The following is a 21,488-nucleotide window of genomic DNA, read 5'->3' on the forward strand; positions in this document are numbered from 1 at the left end:
CCGAATCGGACCATTCGCAACCCGAACGGACGGGTCAGCGGTCCGGTTTCGGCTCGGTCACGCCGGAACGGCGGGGTTGGGCCCCCAGCAGCGAGGCGGGCTGGACGGCGCCGAGGCCGAACTTCGACCGGGCCTGGTCAGCCGCCTGCTCGGCTTCGCGCCACCCGCGTTCGGGGGCGTCGAACATCAACTGCTCGCCGCTCTCGTCCTCCACGAGCTGCTCCAGCCGCACCCCGATGAGCCGCACGGCTCCTTCGGGCACGTGGTCGTCGAGCAGCGTGCACGCCGTCGCGTACACCTCGTGCGTGAGGTCCGTCGGCACGCGCAGCGTGCGGGACCTGGTGATCGTGGAGAAGTCCGAGAACCGCACCTTGATCGACACCGTCCGGCTGCGCAGCCCCTTGGCGCGCAGCTGGCTCGCGGACCGCTCGGACAGCCTCAGCAGCTCCCGCTTGAGCAGGTCGCGGTCGAAGTGGTCGACCTCGAACGTCTCCTCGGCGCCGATGGACTTCTCCTTCGACTCCGGCACCACGGGCCGGTCGTCGTGGCCCTGCGCCAGGGCGTGCAGGTGTTCGGCCAGCGCGACGCCGAGGACCTTGCGCAGCCTCGGCAACGAGGTCGCGGCGATGTCACCGACCGTCTCCAGCCCTACCCGGTCGAGCTGCTCGGCGGTCCGCTTGCCCACGCCCCACAGCGCGGACACCGGCAGCGGGTGCAGGAAGTCGAGCACCGACACCTTCGGCACGACCATGAACCCGTCCGGCTTGCACATGCCGGACGCGAGCTTCGCCAGGAACTTCGTCGGCGCCACCCCCACCGAGCAGGTGATGCCGTACGCCTGTTCGACCTGCGTCCTGATCAACGCGGCGATCGCCCCCGACGTCGCGCCCATCCGCCGGAGCGCGCCGCTGACGTCGATGAACGCCTCGTCCAGGCTGAGCGGCTCGACCAGCGGCGAGATGTCGCGGAAGATCGCCATCACCCCGCGCGAGGTCTCCTGGTACAGCCCGAAGCTGGGCGGCAGGAACACCGCGTGCGGCGCGAGCCTGCGGGCGTGCGCCGTCGGCATCGCCGACCGCACGCCGAACTCGCGGGCGATGTAGTTCGCCGACGAGACGACTCCGCGGTTGCCGACGCCGCCGACCACCACGGGCTTGTGCCGCAGCTCAGGACGCTCCCTGATCTCCACGGCCGCGTAGAACGCGTCCATGTCGACGTGCAGCATCGGGCACCCGGTGTCGTCCGGCCACCGCCCGTCCCGCGCGACGAAGCGCTCGACCAGGCCGCGCGGCAGGTTCGCGCTCCGCCCCAACACCCACCTCGTCGCGTCGATCGAACAGTAGTTCGAGAGTCTAGCCCAAGTGGTGTGCCCGGCGCTCGGACCGGTGCTCGATCAGGTGAACAATTCGAATCACGTCGACATCGCGGCCCACCGGAAGTTCATCGGCGATAAAAAACCACGGCGAAGCGGAACTAGTTGGGAATTGTCGTAACCGACGGGAGCCACACCGTTCGGCCGCACGGGAGTCGCCGACCGGAAAAGCCGATCGACCGGAGTCGACGAATCCGGAAGTGAAGTCACCTGACTTACCAATCGCTCACGAACTGGTAGTTGCAAGCATTGCTAGTACCAGATTGAGCTGCATAGAAGATCTGGATCCGCACAACGCGGATACGCCAACGGCAACCGCGATGAACCGCGGTTGCCGTTGTCCTTGCGCGAGGAGAAGTCGCGTTGTTCGCCGAATCGTCCTCGAAGAAAGTGTGACGATCACCCGATAGAGGCATTGACCGCATTTCGCGGTCCTACGCCGACCAAAGGGACAACTGCTGTGTTCACCTCATCTGGTCGGGAGACATGGTCTTCCGCAGTTTCGTCAGCGCGCGGTGCTGGGCGACCCTGACCGCGCCAGGAGTGGAACCGATCGCCTGCGCGGTCTCCTCCGCGGAAAGGCCCACGACGATCCGCAGCAGGAGGATTTCCCGCTGCTTGTCCGGCAGCACCTTCAGGAGGGTGGCCATTTCACGGGAAAGCTCGCCGCGCATGGCCAGCAGTTCCGGACCCGCCTCGGTTTCCGGGGCGTCCGGAACGTCGGACACCGGTTCGGAGCGGTTCCGGGCCGAGGCGCGGTGGGCGTCGGCGACCTTGTGCGCGGCGATGCCGTACACGAACGCCAGGAACGGGCGCCCCTGGTCGCGGTAGGTGGGCAGCGCGGTCAGCACGCCCACGCAGACCTCCTGGGCCACGTCGTCCGCCGAGGCGAACGAGCGCTCCTGCCGCCCGATCCTGGCCCGGCAGTACCGGACCACCAGCGGGCGGATCGACGTCAGCAGTCGCTCGACCGCCTGTCGGTTGCCTGCCATGGCCAGGGTGACCACCCCCGAGAGGTCGTCCGGGCGGGCGGACAGCACCGCCGCGGACGGTTCCGGTGCGGGTACGGCCTTGCCCGCGGCCCGCGCCACCAGCGCGTCGAGCACCGGGCCGCGGCCGCGTTCGGCCAGGCGAGCGGCGCCCGAAGTCCCCAACGACGAGTCGACCACCGCCCCCTCGACGTCGACCAGACGTCGGTGCCTACCGCTCGAGATGTCTTCCACGTCCACCATCAACTACTGCCCCCCATCACGGTTCAGGTACCGGCGAGCCGTCGCGCGCGCCCTGGAGATGCGGACCTCCGCGGCGTGCGTCTTGATCCGCAGGATGTCGCCGATCTCCGCGGCCGTGTAGCCGTCCTGCACGAGCGCGAGGAGAGCTCTGTCGTTCTCCCCCATGTGCTTGAACAGCGAGTCCACCACCGCGTGCGCGACGACCACGTCCTCGGCGGAGCGCTCGGTGAACAAGCGGTCCACGTTCGACCAGGCCTCCATCAGTTCGAGGCCCGCCCAGTCGCGCCTGCCCCTCTGCCACTTCCGGTACCGGTTCGGAAAGCTCAGGAGGCACGCGTTGATGTAGTACACCTTCAATGGCAGACCGCCGTCGTGCGGAGACCAGCCACCCTTCTCGACTCCGATGTCGCAGAACATCCCGAAACCGTCGAGCACGACATCGCTCACCAGCTCGTCCACTTCGAAATGCGGCACTTCCTGCTGCTTGACCGCCCAACCGCGTTTGCGGACCGCGGCGAAGATGGCCCCCGACCGGACGAGTGCGGTAACAAAACCCAGCCCGTATCCGAGAAGCTGGTGGAAGAGGCGTTCCGAAACCGCACCGGAAACCCCGTTCTCACGGAAGTGCTGATGGAGCTGCACATCCGTCGCGAGCCGCCGCTCTTCGCCCATGTCCGGCGCAAGGTAGTCCGCTACGTCGTGGACGGCCAGCTCCGCCAAGAGCGACAGGTCCACTCCCGGCTCTCGAGGCTCCTCGAGAAGACCACCCATCGACATGTCCCAACGTTGATGATGTTTCCGCCTTCACCTATGACATGTCGCAGGAGAAGACCAAACTCACTGGATTTCCACACGCAAATGCACCTATAGGGGAATCAAATGCGTACAGGGGTGAAACGGGCGTGCGCCATCAGAACACGAAGCCGAGACTGGCAGGTATCGAAACTACATCGTCCTCATACGGGCGCACGCTTTGACCAGAAGCGCATCAGCAGTATGCCATTGTGCGACATGGATTGCTATAAGGTTCCGCACTTGTGCGGATTGTGCCCCTATCCATCACCGGGATGGGCGTCCGACAATGCGCAACAACGTTATGCGTGACCGAGAACCACCCGAAAGAGTGAATTGAACTCAATACCGGGACGCGGTGCGATACCCGCCTCCCGCAGAGCGGTGGCGGGTCACCCGCGGTCCAGCACGTCCTCGGGGCTGAGCACCTTGCGCAGGCGGGTGAGGGCGCGGTGCTGGGCGACGCGCACGGCTCCCGGAGTGGAACCGACGGCCTCGGCGGTCTCCTCGGCGGACAGGCCGACGACGATCCGCAGCAGCAGGATCTCGCGCTGCTTGTCGGGGAGCACCTTCAGCAGCGACGCCATCTCGCGCGACAGCTCGCCGCGCATGGCGCGCTGCTCGGGACCGGCCTCCTGCTCGGGACCGTCCGGCACGTCCGGGACGGGCTCGGAGCGGTTGCGGGCCGACGCCCGGTGCGAGTCGGCGACCTTGTGCGCGGCGATGCCGTACACGAACGCCAGGAACGGACGCCCCTGGTCGCGGTAGGACGGCATGGCGGTCAGCACGCCGAGGCAGACCTCCTGGGCGACGTCGTCCGCCGAGGCGAACGAGCGCTCCTGACGGCCGATGCGGGCCCGGCAGTAGCGGACCACGAGCGGGCGGATCGAGCCGAGCAGGCGCTCCACGGCGGGCCGGTCGCCGCTGATGGCCAGCGCGACCTCCGCGGCCAGGTCGTCCGGGCGCGCGGACAGCACGGCGATCGAGGGCTCCGCGGCGGGCACGATCTTGACCGTCGCCGCGCGGGCGACCAGTTCGTCGAGCTTGCTGCCGCGGGCGCGCTTGGCGAGGCTCGCCGCGCCGACCTCACCCAGGGAGGAGCCGTCGACGGTGGACTCCCCGTCCACGATCCTGCGGTGCCGCTCGGCGGTCACGTCGATCGACGACGACATCACAGACCTCCTTCACGGCTGAGGTAACGACGGGCCACCGCGCGCGCCCGCGAGATGCGGACCTCCACGGTGTGGGGCTTGAGCCGCATCAACTCTCCGATCTCGGCTGGGCTGTACCCGCCGCGCACGAGCTCCAGCAGCGCGCCGTCGCCGTGCCCGATGTGCTTGAACAGTGAATCCAGCACCGCCTGCGTGACCACGGTGTCCTCGGCCGACGGGTCGCCGTGCAGCTGGTCGACCGTCGACCACGCGTCCATCAGCTCCACGTCCGCCCAGTCCCGCCTGCCCCGCTGCCACCTGCGGTAGGTGTTGGGGAAGCTCAGGACGCAGGCGTTCGAGTAGTACTGCTTGAGCGACAGGCCGTCGTAGGGCGACCAGCGGCCGCCGATCAGCCCGCGGTCGCGGAACATCTCGAAGCCGTCCCAGACGACCTCGCTGGACAGGTCCTCGACGTCGTCGTGCGGCACCTGCTGCCGCATGACGCCCCAGCCGTTCTTGCCCGAGCTGGCGAAGATCCCGCCGGAGCGCACCAGGCCCTTGACGAACTCCAGCCCGTAGCCGAGCAGCTGGTTCAGGACCATCTGGGACACCCCACCGGTGAGTCCGCGTTCGCGGAAGTGCTGGTGCAGGAGCATGTCCACCCGGACCCGGTGCGCGTCGTCCGCGCCCGATCGGAAGTACTGGTCGACGTCGTGGGTGGAGAGTTCCCCTAAAACCGGGTCGCCCGGTCCGTCGGGACCCTCGCGAAAACCCATCCACCGATCCCTACGTAGACACGTCCACTGCCTTCACTGGTACCAATGTCGTCGAATAACACTTTCCTCACAAGATTCGCAAAAGAAAATTTTCGTCACGCCGGGCGACGGGCCATCACGTGGAGTCGCGCCGCCACGTCGCGCAGCGGAGATCGCGTCGCGGCCGCCAGTTCCAGCTCCGCGAGCGCCTCCGCGGCACCGGGGTTCGACTCCAGCACGGCCCCCGGCACGAGGTCGGACACCACGCCGTAGCCCTGGAGCAGCTCGACCTTCAGCCCGGCGCCGAGCACCAGCGCCTCCAGGCCCGCGATGTCGAACCGGCGCAGCAGCGGGTCGTTGGTCCCGGCCAGCTGGCCCGCGGCGTCGTCGAGCAGCCTGCGCGCGTCGACCAGGCGGCCCGCGATGGCCCGGTGCAGCACGGCCGCGAACCGGTTCGCCACGAGCACGGACACCGCGCCACCAGGGGCGGCGGCGGCGCCGAGGGCCGCGGCGGCCACCACGGCGTCGTCCACGATCTCCAGCAGCCCGTGCCCGAGCACCAGGTCGGCCTCGCCCTCGGCGGCCAGGTCGCCGAGCGCGTCCGTGTCGCCCTGGATCGCCGTGATGCGGTCCAGCACGCCCGCCTCGCGCGCGCGGCGGTGCAGCATCGCCAGCGCGTTGGGGCTCGGCTCGATCACCGTCACCGAGCAGCCCGCCACGGCGAGGGGCACGGCCCACACACCCGTGCCGCCACCGACGTCGAGCACCCTGGGCGGTTCGCCGCCCCGGCGCTCGCGCGCGGCGATCAGCTCGGCGTCGAGCACCCTGTGCACAGCGTCCGGTCGCATGGTCGTAGAGCGTAGAGCGTGGTACCGACAGTTCGCGTCGACCGCCGGGCGTCGACGGAGGTCTGGTCTGATCTGGTAAAGACCGTAGGCTGCACACCGTGCATACGGTCGCAGTGCTGAGCCTCAAGGGTGGCGTGGGCAAGACGACGGTGGCGCTCGGTCTCGCCTCGGCCGCGCTCCGCCGTGGCGTGCGGACGCTGGTGATCGATCTGGATCCGCAGTGCAACGCCACGTCGACCCTGGAACCCGCCGAGACCGAGGCGTCCATCTACGACGTCCTGCGGGAACCCACGCTCGAGGTGCTGGAGAGGGCGATCGCGCCGAGCACGTGGGGGGAGGGCGTCGACGTCCTCGCCGGCTCCGAGGACGCGGAGTCGCTGAACCACCCCGACCCCAACCAGAGCCGGTTGGGCAGGCTGCGCGAAGCGCTGAACGTGATCAAGGAACGCGACGACGACTACCCGTACCAGCTCGTGCTGCTCGACTGCCCGCCGTCGCTGGGGCAGCTGACCCGCTCGGCGCTGGTCGCCGCGGACCGCGCGCTGCTGATCACCGAGCCGACCATGTTCGCGGTCGCGGGCGTGCAGCGGGCGTTCGAGGCGGTGCAGAACGAGCGGGAGAACAACGCCGACCTGCAACCGCTGGGCGTCGTGGTGAACCGGGTCAGGCCGCGCTCGCACGAGCACCAGTTCCGCATCGAGGAGCTGCGCGACATCTTCGGACCGCTGGTGATGCCGGTCGCGCTGCCGGACCGGTTGGCCGTCCAGCAGGCCCAGGGCGCGTGCATGCCGATCCACGAGTGGGGCACGCCGGGCGCCCGCGAGGTCGCGCTGGCGTTCAACCTGCTGCTCGCGCGGGTGCTGCGGGTCAGCCGCAGCCGCCGCCGCGCGGTGCACCAGGACTTCGACGACGAGGAGATCCAGGAGGCGGTCGACGCGTGAGCACGGCCGCCCTGCTCGCCTTCACCGCCACCGCCGTCCTGCTGACGATCACCCCCGGCCTGGACACCCTGATGCTGCTGCGCATGGTGCTCGACGGCGGTCGCCGGGCGGGCGTGTTCGGTGGTTTCGGCACCACGCTGGGCTGCCTGGTGTGGGGCGCGGCGAGCGTCGCGGGCCTCACGGCGCTGCTGGTCGCCTCCCGGTTCGCCTACGACGTGCTGCGGTGGGCGGGCGCTCTGTACCTGCTGTGGCTGGGCGGCTCGGCGCTGTGGAGGTCGTGGCGCGGCCGGGTGGTCGAGGACGCGGCCCCCGCGCGGCGGACCACGCCGCTCCAGGCGCTGCGGATCGGCTTCACCACGAACGTGCTCAACCCCAAGATCGGCGTGTTCTACCTGAGCCTGCTCCCCCAGTTCCTCCCGATCGACACCGGCGCGTCGGGTTGGGCGGTGCTGCTGGTGGGCATCCACGTCGTCGTGGGGCAGATCTGGCAACTCGTCGTCGTGGGGCTCGCGGGCCGCGCGGCCGTCGTGCTGGCCAGGCCGCGGGTGCGGCTGTGGACCGAGCGGCTCACGGCGACCGTGCTCGTCGGTTTCGGTGTGAAAGTGGCGTTCGCCGGCAGTGCCCGAGGGTGACACGGTCTTCCTCGCCGGCCAGCGCCTCGACGAGGCGCTGGCCGGGAGGACGCTGCTCCGGGCCGAGCTGCGGCACCCCAGGCTCGTCACGAACGACCTGACGGGCCGCACGGTGCTCGGCGTGCACCCGGTCGGCAAGCACCTGTTCACCCGGTTCTCCGGCGGGCTGAGCCTGCACAGCCACTTCCGGATGGACGGCGCGTGGCACCTGTACCGGCCGGGCCAGAAGTGGCAGCGGCCCGCGCACCAGGTGCGGGCGGTCCTGGAGGTCGAGGACCGGTTCGCCATCGGGTTCGCGCTGCACGACCTGGAACTCGTGCCCACGTCCCAGGAGGACCGGCTGGTCGGCCACCTCGGCCCGGACCTGCTGGGCGTCGACTGGTCCGACGCCGGCGCGGCCGAGGCGGCGCGGAACCTGGCCGCCGACCCGGACCGCGAACTGGGCCCGGCGCTGCTGGACCAGCGGGTCATGGCGGGCGTGGGCAACCTCTACAAGGCCGAGGTGTGCTTCCTGCTGCACGCCTCCCCGTGGGCGCCGGTGTCGTCGATCGACCCGGCCGACGCCGTGCGGCTGGCGCGCAAGCTGCTGCTGGCCAACGCGTGGCACCCGGAGCAGAGCACGACCGGCCAGCTGGGACGGGGCAGGCAGCACTGGGTGTTCGAGCGCGGCGGCAAGCCGTGCAGGCGGTGCGGCACCCGGATCGAGGTGGCGACGCAGGGCGACGACCACCGGGCTCGGATCTCCTACTGGTGCCCGAGGTGCCAGCCGACGCCCTCGCGGTCGGTGGCCGGACCACCCGATTCCCGCAGGTAGGGTTACCCGGACGTCTACTCCGGGAGGTTGTTCGGTGCTCTACGAGCGCGTGGTTCGCAAGGCGTTGTTCCGCATGCACGGCGGGGACGCGGAGCGGGTCCACGAGACCACCCTCGGCGTGCTCGCACGGGTCGGCCCGGCGCTGCGGTTCGGCACCGGGGTCCGCGACGAGCACACCGCGTTCGGCGTCCGCTTCCCGAACCGCGTCGGCCTCGCCGCGGGCATGGACAAGGACGGCCGCGCGCTGCCCGCGTGGGCCGCGCTCGGGTTCGGGTTCGTCGAGGTCGGCACGGTCACCCGGCACCCGCAGCCCGGCAACCCCCGCCCGCGGCTGTTCCGGCTCCGCGAGAGCGAGGCGATCATCAACCGGATGGGCTTCAACAACGCGGGCGCGCAAGCGCTCGCGGCCCGCCTGGAACGCCTTGGCCCGCTGCGGATCCCGTTGGGCGTCAGCATCGGCAAGTCGAAGGTCACCCCGGTCGAGGACGCCGTGGAGGACTACTGCGCCTCCCTGCGCGCCCTGTACCGGCACGGCGACTACTTCGCCGTGAACATCAGCTCCCCGAACACGCCGGGGCTGCGCGGCCTCCAGGACCGGGAGGCGTTGACCGAACTGCTGGGCGAGCTGACCGCCACCGCGACCGGACTCGCGCGCGGCGGTACCCGCAAGCCGATCCTGGTGAAGATCGCCCCGGACCTGACCGACGGCGCCATCGCCGAACTCCTCGAGGTGTGCGCCCGGTACGAGGTCAGCGGGCTCATCGCCACCAACACCACGCTGGGCCGGGACGGCCTGGCCGCGTCCGACCAGGTCCTCGCGGGCGAGGCAGGCGGTCTGAGCGGGCGGCCGCTCACCGAGCGGGCTCGTGAGGTGGTCGCGTTCGTGAGCAAGGAGACCGGCGGCAAGCTGCCGATCATCGGCGTCGGCGGCATCTCCGGCCCCGACGACGCCCGCCGGATGATCGACGCGGGCGCCGACCTGCTCCAGGTCTACACGGGGTTCATCTACCGGGGGCCGGGGTTGATCCGGGAGATCGGCAAGGCACTGCGCGCCTAGGGCGTTCTGGCGGCCCGGAGCCAGCGCATCACCGGGTGCAGGATGACGATCAGCAGCGATCCCCACACCAACCCGCCCAGCTCCATGTCACCGAGCTTCATGGTGAGGTCGCCGACGCCCGCCACGAGCGCGGCGCCGCCGACCATGGCGTTGGCCGGGTTGGTGAGGTCGACCTTGTTGTCCATCCAGATGCGGACGCCGATCAGCCCGATCAGGCCGTACAGCACGAGGGTCGCGCCACCGAGCACACCCGGCGGGATCGTCGCCAGCGCGGCGGTGAACTTCGGCGAGAACGCCAGCAGCACCACCCCGCACGCGGCGAACGCGCACGCGGCCGTCGAGTAGACCTTCGTCACGGCCATCACCCCGATGTTCTCGGAGTACGTCGTCGTGCCGCTGCCACCACCAAGACCCGCCAGCAGCGTGGACAGGCCGTTCGCGATGATCGAGTCGCCGATGCTGCCGTCCAGGTCCCGCCCGGTCAGCGTCGCCACCGCCTTCACGTGACCGACGTTCTCCGCGACCAGCACGATCACGACCGGCAGGAACATCAACGTCACCGACGGCCGCACCTCGGGCATCCGGAAGTCCGGCAACCCCACCCACGCGGCAGTCCTCAACGACTGCACCCGCTCATCCGCGATGAACCCCAGCAGCCCGCCCAGCCCCCACCCGACGAGCACGCCGAACAGCACGGACAACCGGAACACCAGCCCACGACCGAGGATCCCGCCGAGCAGGATCAACCCCATCGTCACAGCGGCCAGCAGCGGCTGCTCCGAGAACGGCTCGGTCGCCGAGTGCGACAGGTTGAGCCCGATCAGGATCACCACGGCACCGCTCACGACCGGCGGCATCACCGAGTCGATCAACCGCACCCCGAGCGCCTTCACCGCGATGCCCACCACGATCACCAGCAGCCCGGCCGACAGCACCCCGCCCAACTGCGCGGCGGTGCCCTCTTCGCGCGCGGCCACCAGCGGCGCGATGAACGCGAACGACGCACCGAGGTAACTGGGCACCCGGTTGCGGGTCAGCAGGAGGAACAGCAGCGTGCCGACACCGGAGAACAGGAGGGTCGTGCTGACGGGCAGGCCGGTGACCGCGGGTACGAGGAGGGTGGCACTGATCATCGCCACCAGGTGCTGGACCCCGAAGCCGACGGTGAGCGGCCAGCTCAACCGCTCCTGCGCTGCCACGGCGTCACCGTCGGAGATCCGACCATCGCCGCGCACGGTCCACAACGCCACTCAATGCCCTCCCGGCAGCTCCGTCGAACGCCCCTGTCCGACCTTGGAATCCTGCCACGCCACGTAGCCATTGAGGCTATATAACGGTCTGATAATCACACGAAGGCACTAAGGATTGCCCACCAGACCACGCCCAGAGCGCAACTTGACTACTCAACGTGATGCAAGGGGTTGGGGCAGATGGCCCCGAGCCGATGAGGGGGTATCAGCCTACCGGGTTGTGGATCATTCGTTCTGCGGGGTGCGGGAGGTGGCTGGGCTGGGTCGCGGTCGGGATGCGCTGGCGCCAGCGGGTCAGGGTGGGGTCACTGACGGTGGGTTCGAGGGGCCAAAGCTAAAAGCGGTATCGCTGTAGGTGATGACAACGGTGGCCGAGCACATGACCCCAGGCAGGCAATCGGCTTTCAAGCTCCAAGGCCCAAGCCTCAAGCCCAGCCTCAACCTCGGCGGGCCACGTCCACATGCCGTTTGACCTGCGAAGGTGGGACGAGGGCTACGGGACGTGGCCGATTTTACTTGGGGTTTTTGGGCCTACACTTGCGGCGGCGGGCAGGAGCTTCACCACCTGCCCTTTTAGACCGCCGAGGCCCAAAAATAGGGGTCCCCAAGTCAAATCGGCCACAGCACGACGGCGCAGCAACACACTGCTCAAGTCACATCCGGCCGCACATAGTGCTCAAGCAAGACCCGACCGAGCGCAGCACCTGGGCCAAGCCCAACCAACCGCAACGCTCAAGTCAGCGCCCAACCTCAACCGGAAAGATCCCTCAAAGCCGAAGCCAGCCCCGCCAGATGATCAGTCGCGTCGTTCAACGCATGCCGGTGATCCACCGCAGTGCTGGCCGCCAGCGCGTTCCCCGCAGCCCCGACCAGCACGCAGTACCCGTCCACACCTTCGTCCAACTGCTCCCGCAGCCGCCGAACGCCCTCCACCAGCGGTCCCCGGTTCAACGGGGGCGCGGTGTCCCGAGCCCGTTCGACCGCCTGCAACTGCGCCGACACCGACCGGATGGCGGCAGCGGCCTCGAAGCTCGTAGCCCGAGCCTGCAACACCGACTCCGACGGCACTGACGTCAACGAGGGCGAGTCCAGCTGCCGGAGCAGCTCCCCCAGGGTCGCCTCGGCCTCGTCCAACCGTTCCATCGGCAGCCTGGCGACCGACCCGCGAGCGGGCAGGGGCGCCTTCACCGGTGGTGCGGTCAACGCCAGCTTCTGCTTCGCGGCGCTGATCTGGCGCATCTTGCCGCCGGTCCGGATCGCCAGGACTCCGAAGACGGCTCCGCCGATCGCCGCGCCCACCCCCACCGCGACGGGGAAGACACCAAGGAACGTGAACAGGCCGATCACGCTGAGGACGGCCAGGAGGCTGAACCACACGGTCATGATCCGACCCGCGCGCCGGTGGCGGCGGTCGAGCTTGGCGACCGGGTTGTTCCAGTTCTCGAGCCGTCGACGGACCTGGTCCGCGACGGGGCCCTGCAGTTGGCCGCTGACGATCTGGGCTATCTCGCCTGGCGTTTTCTTGCGGGGCCCCATCGGGTAGCTGCTCATCGACGTCCCCGGTCAGCCCTGGCTTGCGGGCGGGTTCTGCTGCGGCAACTTCTGGGTCTGCTGCGACTGCTGCTGCACGCGTGCGGCGATCTCCTGCTGGATGCCCGCGGCCGCGCTGTTGGACGCGCCGCTGGTCACCTCGCCCGCGACCTTGCCGCCGCCCATGGAGGCGCGGATCTGCTCCAGGCGGGACGAGCCCGCCATCTGCGTGGTCGACTGCTGGACCTCCAGCATGCGGCCCTGCACGGAGTTCTGCGCCAGCTCCGCGGAGCCGAGGGCGGTGGTGTACCGCTTCTCGATCTTGTCGCGGACCTCGTCCAGCGAGGGGGTGTTGCCGGGTGCGGCCAGCTCGGACATCTGGCGCAGCGACGAGGAGACCTGCTCCTGCATCTTGGCCTGCTCCAGCTGGCTGAGCAGCTTGGTGCGCTCGGCGAGCTTGGTCTGGAGCACCATCGCGTTGCGCTCGACGGCCTGCTTCGCCTGGCCGGCGGCCTGGAGCGACTGGTCGTGCAGCGTCTTGAGGTCCTCGATGCCCTGCTCGGCCGTGACGAGCTGCGTGGCGAACATGGTCGCCGCGTTCTCGAACTCGGTGGCCTTCTTCTCGTCGCCCTTGGCCCTGGCCTCATCGGCCAGCACCAGCGCCTGGCGCGCGGACGACTGGAGCTTCTCGACCTCGCCGAGCTGGCGGTTCAGCTTCATCTCAAGCTGGCGCTGGTTGCCGATGACCGCGGCGGCCTGCTGCGACAGCGCCTGGTGCTGCCGCTGCGCCTCCTCGATGGCCTGCTGGATCTGCACCTTGGGGTCGGCGTGCTCGTCGATCTTCGACGAGAACGACGCCATGAAGTACTTCCACGCCTTCACGAAAGGGTTGGCCATCTCCTACGCCTGCCTTCTCCGTACTTCCTGGCTCGCGCTCGTGTCCATCGGCGGAGCCGACAATCAGACCTCTGGCAACGACCCGGTGCCGGTGTTGGTTCCATCGTGTCAGTTGTTCCGCGCTGCTTCCACCGACACGGGGAGATCTCCGGGATCACCCTGAGACCACCCCTGCGACTTTCGTCGTCGGCGGGTCAATCCTGCCTCGTCGCGTGCGGGGATGGTCGGCAACCCCCGCTCGGCGTGGCCAACTCGTTGTACGCGACAGCGCCGAGCAGGGGTGTTCCCGACTCGGCGCTGTGATCGCTGGTGTGGATCAGGCCGCCACCACGGCACCCCGCGGTGGACTGATCGAAGTGGACAACCGGTGGCTGAGCACTGGCTGGAGCCGCAGGTCGGACAGGTCGTTGCCGACCACCGCGGGCACCAGGGTACCTGCCTCCAAGCTCGCCTTGGCGGGCTCGGGGCGCTTGGTGAGCGCCGCCGGACTGGTCACCGGCTCCAGGGCGCCCATGTCGCTGGCGACCCGGTTCAGTAGTTCGGACAGGGGCAGGTCCAACGCCTCGCAAATGGCGGCCAGCAGTTCGCTGGAAGCCTCTTTGCGGCCACGCTCCACCTCGGACAGGTACCCCAGGCTGACACGGGCGGTCCTGGAGACCTCGCGCAGCGTGCGGCGTTGGGTGGTGCGGGCATGGCGGAGCCGATCACCGATCGCCTCGCGTAGCAGCACGGTCATCGCGCGCCTCCTTCCGGCCGGCCGTGCCCCCACGTTACCGATACACCCGGACAACGGGCAGTTACTTCGGGACACGTCCGCCAAGGGCGAACGAGTGGCGAGGCCCGCGAGTTCCCGGCGCGGTCACCGACTTTCGCCGCGAGTTCACCCGGAAGTGCTGGTCAGGGCCTCCAGCAGCAGGGCGAGCGCGGCGTCGACGCACTTGGCGCGCACCTCGTGACGGTCGCCACCCAGAGTCATCGATCGGACCTCGGTCCTGTCCCCATCGGACAACCCGATGTGCACGGTGCCGGGTTCGACGCCGTCCTGCGGGCCCGGCCCGGCCACTCCGGTCAGCCCGAGCCCCCAGTCGGCGCCGCAGCACGTCCGCGCCCCTTCGGCCAGTTGGCGGGCCACTTCGGGGTGCACGGCGCCGTGCGCGGCCAGCAGGGCCTCGTCCACGCCCGCGAGCGAGTGCTTGAGGTCGGTCGCGTAGACGACCAGCCCGCCGCGCACGACGGCGCTGGCGCCCGGCACGAACGTCAGGGCGGCCGTGACCATGCCCGCGGTCAGGGACTCGGCGGTCGCGACGGTCCGGCCGCGTTCCCGCAGCAGCGCCACGACGGCGGCCGGGTCGGTCACGCGCCCGCCACGGCCCGGCGGCCGCGGGCGCGCAGCCGCACCGCGCGGATCACGTAGTCGACACCGGTGACGACGGTCAGCACCACGGCCGCGCCCATCAGCACGGTGGCCACCGGCGTCAGGAACGACGGCAGCGGCAGCACGTAGAGGCCGATGGCGAGGATCTGGACGAGCGTCTTCGCCTTGCCGCCCCGGCTGGCCGGGATGACGCCGTGCCGGATGACCCAGAACCGCAGCAGCGTGACGCCGATCTCGCGGACGGCGATGAGCACCGTCACCCACCACGGCAGCTCGCCGAGCAGGCTCAGCCCGACCAGCGCGGCCCCCGTGAGGGCCTTGTCCGCGATCGGGTCGGCGATCTTGCCGAAGTCGGTGATCAGGCCGTGCTTGCGGGCGAGGTTGCCGTCCACGTGGTCGGTGAACGACGCCACGGCGAACACGCCGAACGCGGCCAGCCGCCACGACGTCTGGTGCCCGTCCTCGGCGAACAGGGCCGCCAGGAACACCGGTACCAGGACCAGCCGCGACACGGTGAGGATGTTCGCGATGTTCAGCAGCGGCACCGGTGTCGGTGTGGACGGGTCGCCGCCCACGTCGGTCATCGGGGGCCGCCGCGCGGGAGGACCTCGAGCGGGGTGCAGACCAGGTCCACGCCCTCGGAGGAGTCGACCAGGCAGCGCACCATGTCGCCGACCTTGAGGCCCTCGGCGTCCATGATCACGCATTCGCCGTCGACCTCGGGCGCCTGGTGGGCCGCGCGGCCGACGCAGTCGGACTCCTCGTCCTCCTCGTGCTCGACGAGCACCACCACCTCCTGCCCGACGCGGTCCTCCGCGCGCTGGGTGGTGAGCTGCTCCACCAGCGCGGTCAGCCGGGTCACGCGGGCGGTGATCGTGTCGGCGTCGAGCTTGTCGGGCAGGTCCTCGGCCTCCGTGCCGTCCTCGTCGGAGTAGCCGAACACGCCCACCGCGTCGAGCATGCCCTCGGAGAGGAAGCGCTCCAGCTCGGCCACGTCCTCCTCGGTCTCGCCGGGGAAGCCGACGATCACGTTGCTGCGGATGCCCGCCTCGGGCGCCAGCTCGCGGATCTGCTTGATCAGGCCGAGGAACGAGTCCGTGGACCCGAACCGGCGCATCCGGCGCAGCACGGACTCGCTGGAGTGCTGGAACGACATGTCGAAGTACTGCGCGACGCCGGGTGTCGTGGCGATCGTCCTGACCAGACCCGGTTTCGTCTCGGCGGGCTGGAGGTAGGACACCCGGACCCGGTCGATGCCCTCGATCTCCGCGAGCCGGGGCAGCAGCACGTCCAGCGCGCTCCCGCCGCCCAGCTCGCGCGGCAGGTCCTTGCCGTAGGAGGTGGAGTTCTCGCTCACCAGGAACAGCTCGCGCACGCCCTGCTCGGCCAGCCAGCGCGCCTCGGCCACGACCTCGTCGGGGTGGCGCGACACGAACGCGCCGCGGAACGAGGGGATGGCGCAGAACGAGCAGCGGCGGTCGCAGCCGGACGCGATCTTCAGCGGCGCCACCGGAGCGGAGTCCAGGCGCTTGCGCATGACCTTCGTCGGGCCCCAGCCGTGGCCGGGCACCTGCACGTCGTCCTTGGCGGCGGCCGCGGGGCGCTGCACCGGTGTGAGCGGCAGCAGCGTGCGGCGGTCGACCGGCTTGTGCGACTCGATCGAACGGCCCGCGGCCACGTCGTCCAGGCGCTCGGCCAGGTCGGCGTAGTGGTCGAAGCCCAGCACCGCGTCGGCCTCGGGCAGGCTGGCGGCCAGCTCCGCGCCGTACCGCTCGGCCATGCACCCGACCGCGACGACCTTCGCGCCGCTGTCGGACGCGGCCAGCAGCGTGTCGATGGAGTCCTTCTTCGCGGACTCGACGAAACCGCAGGTGTTGACCACCACGACGTCGGCGCCACCGCCGTCGGTGTCGACCAGCTCCCACCCGCCGCTCGTCAGCCGACCGGCGAGTTCTTCCGAGTCGACCTCGTTGCGGGCGCACCCGAGAGTGAGCATGGCGACGCGCTTGGACGTGGTGGGAGTGGACACGGGCCCAGCGTAACCGGCCGGGGTGCGTTGGCTTGAATTCACTCCCGCCACACCCGTGGGCCACGTGACGTCAGCGGATTTCCGGCGCGGCACTAAATTCAGCGATCGTGAGCAGCGGTGTTGTCGTGCGAAGGGCCCGCACCAGCGACGTGCGGGCGATGAAGGCACTGGTCGACCAGTACGTCGGGAAGGTGCTGTTGGCGAAACCCCTGGTCACGCTGTACGAGGACGTGCAGGAGTTCTGGGTGGCCGAGGTCGACGGCGTGGTGCGCGGGTGCGGCGCGCTGCACGTGCTGTGGGAGGACCTGGCCGAGATCCGGACGGTGGCGGTCGACCCGCTCGCGTTGGGGCAGGGGCTCGGGCACCTGGTGGTCGCCCAGCTGGTGGCCGTGGCGCGCGAGCTGGAGCTGTCGCGCATCTTCGTGCTGACGTTCGAGACGGACTTCTTCGCCCGTCACGGTTTCGTCGAGATCGACGGCACCCCGGTGTCGCCGGAGGTCTACGAGGAGATCCGGCGGTCGGTCGACGAGGGCGTCGCGGAGTTCCTCGACCTCTCCTACGTGAAGCCGAACACGCTGGGCAACTCGAGGATGCTGCTCCACCTCTAACCATTCGAATGAACACTAGAAGAGTCTTGACTGTGCGAGTCCGAGGCGCGCAGGATTGAGGCGTGTCCTCACCCACCGCCGACCAGCTCACCGTCGACGAACTGGCGGCCCGCGCGGGCCTGCCCAGCAGCACCATCCGCATGTACCAGACCAAGGGCGTGCTGCACCCGCCGCGCAGGCAGGGCCGCATCGCGCACTACGACTCCACCCACCTCGAACGGCTGACGCTCGTGCAGCGCCTGCAGACCAGGGGCTTCTCGCTGCCCGCCATCGCCGAGCTCGTCGCGGCCCGCGAGAAGGGGGCCAGCGTCGCCGCGGTGCTCGGCGTCGGCGACGCGGAGGGCCCCGACGACTGGGTGCGCATCCGCGTCCGCGACATCAGCAGGCTCGTCCCGCTCGGCGACCTCCGCCCCGCCGTGCTCCGCCGCGCCGCGCAGCTCGGCCTGGTCCGCTGGCGGCACGGGTGGCCGCACTGCAGGCGGTGGGCGCTGGAGGCGGGCAACCGGCTGACCGGCATCGGGTTGCCGAGCGACGACGTGATGGACAAGTTCGAGCTGCTGCGCGCCGAGACGGGCACCATCGCCGCCGAGTTCGTCGAGATCTTCGAGCGCAAGCTCTGGCCCCAGCTCGCGGTGGGCGACGACGACCAGCTCGACCGCGTCCGCGCCCTGCTCGTCGAACTCACCTACACCGCCGAGACCGTCGTCATCGGCACCCTGCGCGAATCCATCCGCGAGGCCGCCGAGGACTTCGCCCGGCGCCACGGCCTCCTGCCCGGCGCCGACTTCCACCCGGCCTGGGCGGATGAGGCGGTCCCCATCGCCGAACGCCTCGTCGACCCCGAACTGGCGACCGAGGTCCCCGACGAACCCGCGATCCGCCGCTTCCTGGACCGCGGCGACGAGCACGACGAAGCGCCGTCGTGAGCCCCGGCGCAACCCCGTGGCCCGCCGGGCGTCAGTAGCCACGACACAGGAACCTGCCCGGTGCGGGTGTTCCAAGGCGGTCGAGCCGGCTGAGGGGTCCGGCTCGCACGCTCCCCGCACCGGGTTTCCCAACCCCTGTCGTGGCGGACGGCGGAGTTCACCCCTAGTTGCGCGGGCGTCGGTCGTATAGGGGTGACATAGGTGGTCCGAGTAGAGGTATGAACCACGTCACACCTACTCACAAGGGGGCACCACCTTGCTCGCGACATCCCTGCGCCGCACGTCCCGCAACACCGTCGCCGCGGTCATCGCCGTGTTCGCGTTGGTCATCGGGGCCGGTACCGCCCAGGCCATCGACGCCGCCGCGACGACGGACAACTACCTGTTCAGCAAGACCCTGGCGCAGTTCAGCGCCCTCAAGGCGCAGAAGCCGAACGCCGACCAGCTCGACTGGTCCGACGACGGCTGCTCGTGGTCGCCCGACAACCCCTTCGGGTTCAAGTTCCTGCCCGCGTGCCACCGCCACGACTTCGGGTACCGCAACTACAAGAAGCAGGGCCGGTTCAACGAGACCAGCCGCCTGCGGATCGACAACAACTTCAAGTCCGACATGTACTTCCAGTGCGCGGGCAACTGGGCCTGCAACCGGACCGCGGACCTGTACTACGCGGCCGTGCGCGAGTTCGGCGCCAGCTCGGTGAGCACCGCCGACGCCGTGTCGAAGTTCGGCGTGGAGGCCAAGGCCGCCGCGTTCGCGACGAAGTAGCCGTCAGGCGGGGAGGGCCGCGGAGGTCCTCCCCGCACCGGTCAGTCCTCGTCCGGTCCGGGGCCGTCGCCGCCGCGCATCAGGTACAGCACCGAGTCCAGCTCGTCCGGCTTGATCAGCACCTCGCGGGCCTTCGAGCCCTCCGACGGGCCGACCACGCCGCGCGTCTCCAGCAGGTCCATGAGCCTGCCCGCCTTGGCGAAACCGACCCGCAGCTTGCGCTGGAGCATCGACGTGGAACCGAACTGGGACGTGACGATCAGCTCGGTCGCCTGGATCAGCACGTCGAGGTCGTCACCGATGTCGGCGTCGATCTCCTTCTTCTCACCGGCCTTCGCCGCCGTGACGCCGTCGGTGTACTCCGGCTGCGCCTGGTTCTTGACGAAGTCGACGATCTCGGCGATCTCCTCGTCGGCGACGAACGCGCCCTGCACGCGCACCGACTTCGAGGCGCCCATCGGCAGGTAGAGCGCGTCGCCCATGCCGATCAGCTTCTCCGCGCCCGGCTGGTCCAGGATGACCCGCGAGTCGGTCAGCGACGACGTGGCGAACGCCAGCCGCGACGGCACGTTCGTCTTGATCAGGCCGGTCACCACGTCCACCGACGGCCGCTGCGTGGCGAGCACGAGGTGGATGCCCGCCGCACGGGCCTTCTGGGTGATGCGGACGATCGCGTCCTCGACGTCGCGCGGCGCGGTCATCATCAGGTCGGCCAGCTCGTCGACGATCGCCATGATGTACGGGTACGGCCGGTAGACGCGTTCGCTGCCGGGCGGGGCGGTGATCTCGCCGGACTTCACCTTCCGGTTGAAGTCGTCGATGTGCCGCACCCGGTTCACCTGCATGTCCTGGTAGCGCTGCTCCATCTCCTCCACCAGCCAGGTCAGCGCGGCGGCCGCCTTCTTCGGCTGGGTGATGATGGGCGTGATCAGGTGCGGGATGCCCTCGTACGGTGTCAGCTCGACCATCTTCGGGTCGATCAGGATCATCCGGACCTCGTCGGGCGTCGCCCGCGCCAGCAGCGACACGAGCATCGAGTTCACGAAGCTCGACTTGCCGGAACCCGTCGACCCCGCCACCAGCAGGTGGGGCATCTTCGTGAGGTTCGCCGTGACGAAGTTGCCCTCGATGTCCTTGCCCAGCCCGATGAGCATCGGGTGGTTGTCCTTGACCGTGCTGGGCGCGCGCAGGACGTCACCCAGCCGCACCATCTCGCGGTCGCTGTTGGGCACCTCGATGCCGACGGCGGACTTGCCGGGGATCGGGGCGAGCAGCCGGACGTTGTCGGTGGCGACGGCGTAGGCGATGTTCTTGGTCAGCGCGGTGATCTTCTCGACCTTCACGCCCGGCCCGAGCTCCACCTCGTAGCGGGTGACCGTGGGGCCGCGGGTGAAGCCGGTGACGTGCGCGTCGATCGAGAACTGGTCCAGCACACCGGAGATGGCCTCGATCATGAGGTCGTTGGCCTTGCTGCGGGTCTTCGGCGCGTCGCCGTCCTTGAGGACCGTCGGCGGCGGCAGCTTGTAGTCGCCCTCGACCGCCCGTGACACCAGCGGTTCCTTGGGCGCCTTCTCGACGACCGGCGCCCGTTCCTTGACCTGCGCGGCGGGAGCGCGGCGAGGCGGCGGGACCGGGGTCTCGTCCTCTTCTTCCTCGTCCAGCGGCAACTCGGGCTGGTCGTCCCGGACGACGGCGGTGCGCTTGCGCGCGGGCCTGCGCAGCTTGACGGTCTTGCCCTCCTCGGGGAGGTCGTCGAGGTCCTCGTCGGCGTCGAACTCCTCGACGTCGTCGCCGGGGCGCAGCCCGTCCAGCACGTCGCGCACGGACTTGCCCCAGAGCACCAGCACGCCGTAGAGGCCCACGAGGATCAGCAGCGGCGCCGCGACCCACTCCGTCAGCCCCTGGGCGAGGAAGCCGCCCGAGAGGTAGCCGAGCGCGCCACCGGCCGTGCGCCGGTCGACGGGTTCGGTCGGCAGACCGCCCAGCAGGTGCAGGAGGCCGAGCGCGGCGATGCCGACGAGCAGACCGCCGATCACCATGCGCGGCCGCGACTCCGGCTGCGGGTCGCTGCGCATCAGGACGACGCCGATCACCAGCAGGACCAGCGGGGTGATGATCGCCGCGTTGCCGACGCAGCTGCGGACGGCGACGTCGACCCACGCCCCCACCGGGCCGCCCGCCCGCCACCACACACCGGCGGCGGTGATCACGGCCAGCGCGATGAGGAGCAGCCCGAGGCCGTCACGGCGGTGCGCCGGGTCGAGGTCCTTGGTGCGCCCCATGGTGCGGACGACACCCCCGACACCCCGGCCCACCAGTCGCCACGCGCTGCCGAGGCCCAGCCCCAGCCCGGACGACGTGCGCCCGCGCGCGGGCCTGCGGGCAGGCGCCTTGCGAGCCGCGGTTTTGGCACGTGGCCGCGGCGCGCTCGTCCGGGGCTTCGACCCGGTCTTGCCACGTGTCGTGCCCTTGCCCGAGGTCCCAGTCCGGCCCGCCATAGCGTCCTACCGTAT

General features: G+C 70.0%; 21 protein-coding genes. 7 read left to right on the plus strand and 14 right to left on the minus strand.

Annotated features, from left to right (window positions below; translation table 11 throughout):
* Positions 1–34 precede the first annotated feature (34 nt).
* From RM788_RS15975 to RM788_RS16000, 6 genes are all read right to left on the minus strand, one after another.
* On the minus strand, positions 35–1,312 hold the full coding sequence (locus RM788_RS15975) for a DNA polymerase IV (protein WP_315934644.1): 1,278 nt from the start codon (positions 1,310–1,312) through the stop codon (positions 35–37).
* 524 nt (positions 1,313–1,836) lie between these two features.
* Entirely contained in the window at positions 1,837–2,409 is a 573-nt protein-coding gene (locus RM788_RS15980; protein ID WP_399345008.1) for a sigma-70 family RNA polymerase sigma factor, read from the minus strand.
* A gap of 198 nt (positions 2,410–2,607) precedes the next feature.
* Positions 2,608–3,339 carry an RNA polymerase sigma factor gene (locus RM788_RS15985; protein ID WP_315932463.1) on the minus strand — a complete coding sequence of 244 codons (732 nt, stop codon included), beginning with the start codon at positions 3,337–3,339 and terminating at the stop codon, positions 2,608–2,610.
* 449 nt (positions 3,340–3,788) lie between these two features.
* On the minus strand, positions 3,789–4,370 hold the full coding sequence (locus RM788_RS15990; protein ID WP_315934645.1) for a sigma-70 family RNA polymerase sigma factor: 582 nt from the start codon (positions 4,368–4,370) through the stop codon (positions 3,789–3,791).
* A 197-nt stretch (positions 4,371–4,567) separates the two neighbouring features.
* Positions 4,568–5,323, minus strand: coding sequence for an RNA polymerase sigma factor (locus tag RM788_RS15995; RefSeq protein WP_315932464.1), 756 nt, complete (start codon positions 5,321–5,323; stop codon positions 4,568–4,570).
* Positions 5,324–5,418: 95 nt separating this feature from the next.
* Entirely contained in the window at positions 5,419–6,150 is a 732-nt protein-coding gene (locus tag RM788_RS16000) for a class I SAM-dependent methyltransferase (RefSeq protein WP_315932465.1), read from the minus strand.
* A gap of 98 nt (positions 6,151–6,248) precedes the next feature.
* On the opposite strand from RM788_RS16000, the gene RM788_RS16005 reads away from it, so the two are divergent.
* Genes RM788_RS16005 through RM788_RS16020 form a run of 4 tightly spaced genes read left to right on the plus strand, consistent with a single transcriptional unit; the run spans position 6,249 to position 9,594 of the window.
* Positions 6,249–7,091 (plus strand): ParA family protein, encoded by an 843-nt coding sequence (locus RM788_RS16005; RefSeq protein WP_315932466.1) that lies wholly within the window; start codon positions 6,249–6,251, stop codon positions 7,089–7,091.
* Positions 7,088–7,723 (plus strand): LysE family translocator, encoded by a 636-nt coding sequence (locus RM788_RS16010; protein WP_315932467.1) that lies wholly within the window; start codon positions 7,088–7,090, stop codon positions 7,721–7,723. The genes RM788_RS16005 and RM788_RS16010 overlap by 4 nt, the downstream gene beginning before the upstream one ends.
* Positions 7,710–8,537, plus strand: coding sequence for a DNA-formamidopyrimidine glycosylase family protein (locus RM788_RS16015; RefSeq protein ID WP_315932468.1), 828 nt, complete (start codon positions 7,710–7,712; stop codon positions 8,535–8,537). The genes RM788_RS16010 and RM788_RS16015 overlap by 14 nt, the downstream gene beginning before the upstream one ends.
* Before the next feature lie 34 nt (positions 8,538–8,571).
* On the plus strand, positions 8,572–9,594 hold the full coding sequence (locus tag RM788_RS16020) for a quinone-dependent dihydroorotate dehydrogenase (RefSeq protein ID WP_315932469.1): 1,023 nt from the start codon (positions 8,572–8,574) through the stop codon (positions 9,592–9,594).
* Here the strand turns inward: RM788_RS16020 and RM788_RS16025 are convergent.
* The 7 genes from RM788_RS16025 to rimO all read right to left on the minus strand — a co-directional run bounded on the left by RM788_RS16025 (position 9,591) and on the right by rimO (position 16,642).
* On the minus strand, positions 9,591–10,844 hold the full coding sequence (locus RM788_RS16025) for a uracil-xanthine permease family protein (RefSeq protein WP_315932470.1): 1,254 nt from the start codon (positions 10,842–10,844) through the stop codon (positions 9,591–9,593). The genes RM788_RS16020 and RM788_RS16025 overlap by 4 nt on opposite strands.
* A 750-nt stretch (positions 10,845–11,594) precedes the next feature.
* The gene (locus RM788_RS16030) at positions 11,595–12,395 is read right to left on the minus strand and encodes a phage shock envelope stress response protein PspM (RefSeq protein WP_315932471.1); all 801 of its coding nucleotides are present in this window, start codon (positions 12,393–12,395) and stop codon (positions 11,595–11,597) included.
* Positions 12,396–12,407: 12 nt separating this feature from the next.
* Positions 12,408–13,271, minus strand: coding sequence for a PspA/IM30 family protein (locus RM788_RS16035; protein ID WP_315932472.1), 864 nt, complete (start codon positions 13,269–13,271; stop codon positions 12,408–12,410).
* 316 nt (positions 13,272–13,587) lie between these two features.
* Complete coding sequence (locus RM788_RS16040; protein ID WP_315932473.1) at positions 13,588–14,007, minus strand: helix-turn-helix domain-containing protein; 420 nt, start codon at positions 14,005–14,007, stop codon at positions 13,588–13,590.
* A 144-nt stretch (positions 14,008–14,151) separates the two neighbouring features.
* Complete coding sequence (locus RM788_RS16045; RefSeq protein ID WP_315932474.1) at positions 14,152–14,628, minus strand: CinA family protein; 477 nt, start codon at positions 14,626–14,628, stop codon at positions 14,152–14,154.
* Positions 14,625–15,230: a CDP-diacylglycerol--glycerol-3-phosphate 3-phosphatidyltransferase gene (gene pgsA, locus RM788_RS16050; RefSeq protein WP_315932475.1), complete on the minus strand. Its 606-nt coding sequence runs from the start codon at positions 15,228–15,230 to the stop codon at positions 14,625–14,627. Before pgsA ends, RM788_RS16045 begins: the two co-directional genes overlap by 4 nt.
* Positions 15,227–16,642 (minus strand): 30S ribosomal protein S12 methylthiotransferase RimO, encoded by a 1,416-nt coding sequence (gene rimO, locus RM788_RS16055; RefSeq protein WP_399345011.1) that lies wholly within the window; start codon positions 16,640–16,642, stop codon positions 15,227–15,229. Before rimO ends, pgsA begins: the two co-directional genes overlap by 4 nt.
* A 140-nt stretch (positions 16,643–16,782) precedes the next feature.
* Between rimO and RM788_RS16060 the strand changes: the two genes are divergently transcribed.
* The 3 genes from RM788_RS16060 (at position 16,783) to RM788_RS16070 (ending at position 18,975) form a co-directional block, all read left to right on the plus strand.
* Positions 16,783–17,283 carry an amino-acid N-acetyltransferase gene (locus tag RM788_RS16060; RefSeq protein WP_315932477.1) on the plus strand — a complete coding sequence of 167 codons (501 nt, stop codon included), beginning with the start codon at positions 16,783–16,785 and terminating at the stop codon, positions 17,281–17,283.
* Positions 17,284–17,345: 62 nt separating this feature from the next.
* A complete protein-coding gene (locus RM788_RS16065) occupies positions 17,346–18,209 on the plus strand; it encodes a MerR family transcriptional regulator (protein ID WP_315932478.1) in 864 nt (287 codons plus the stop codon).
* Positions 18,210–18,465: 256 nt separating this feature from the next.
* Positions 18,466–18,975, plus strand: coding sequence for a phospholipase (locus RM788_RS16070; RefSeq protein ID WP_399343690.1), 510 nt, complete (start codon positions 18,466–18,468; stop codon positions 18,973–18,975).
* A 41-nt stretch (positions 18,976–19,016) separates the two neighbouring features.
* Here the strand turns inward: RM788_RS16070 and RM788_RS16075 are convergent, their stop codons facing one another.
* On the minus strand, positions 19,017–21,473 hold the full coding sequence (locus tag RM788_RS16075) for a DNA translocase FtsK (RefSeq protein WP_315932479.1): 2,457 nt from the start codon (positions 21,471–21,473) through the stop codon (positions 19,017–19,019).
* Positions 21,474–21,488: the final 15 nt, after the last annotated feature.

It is taken from the genome of Umezawaea sp. Da 62-37 (assembly GCF_032460545.1).
GTDB lineage: Bacteria > Actinomycetota > Actinomycetes > Mycobacteriales > Pseudonocardiaceae > Umezawaea.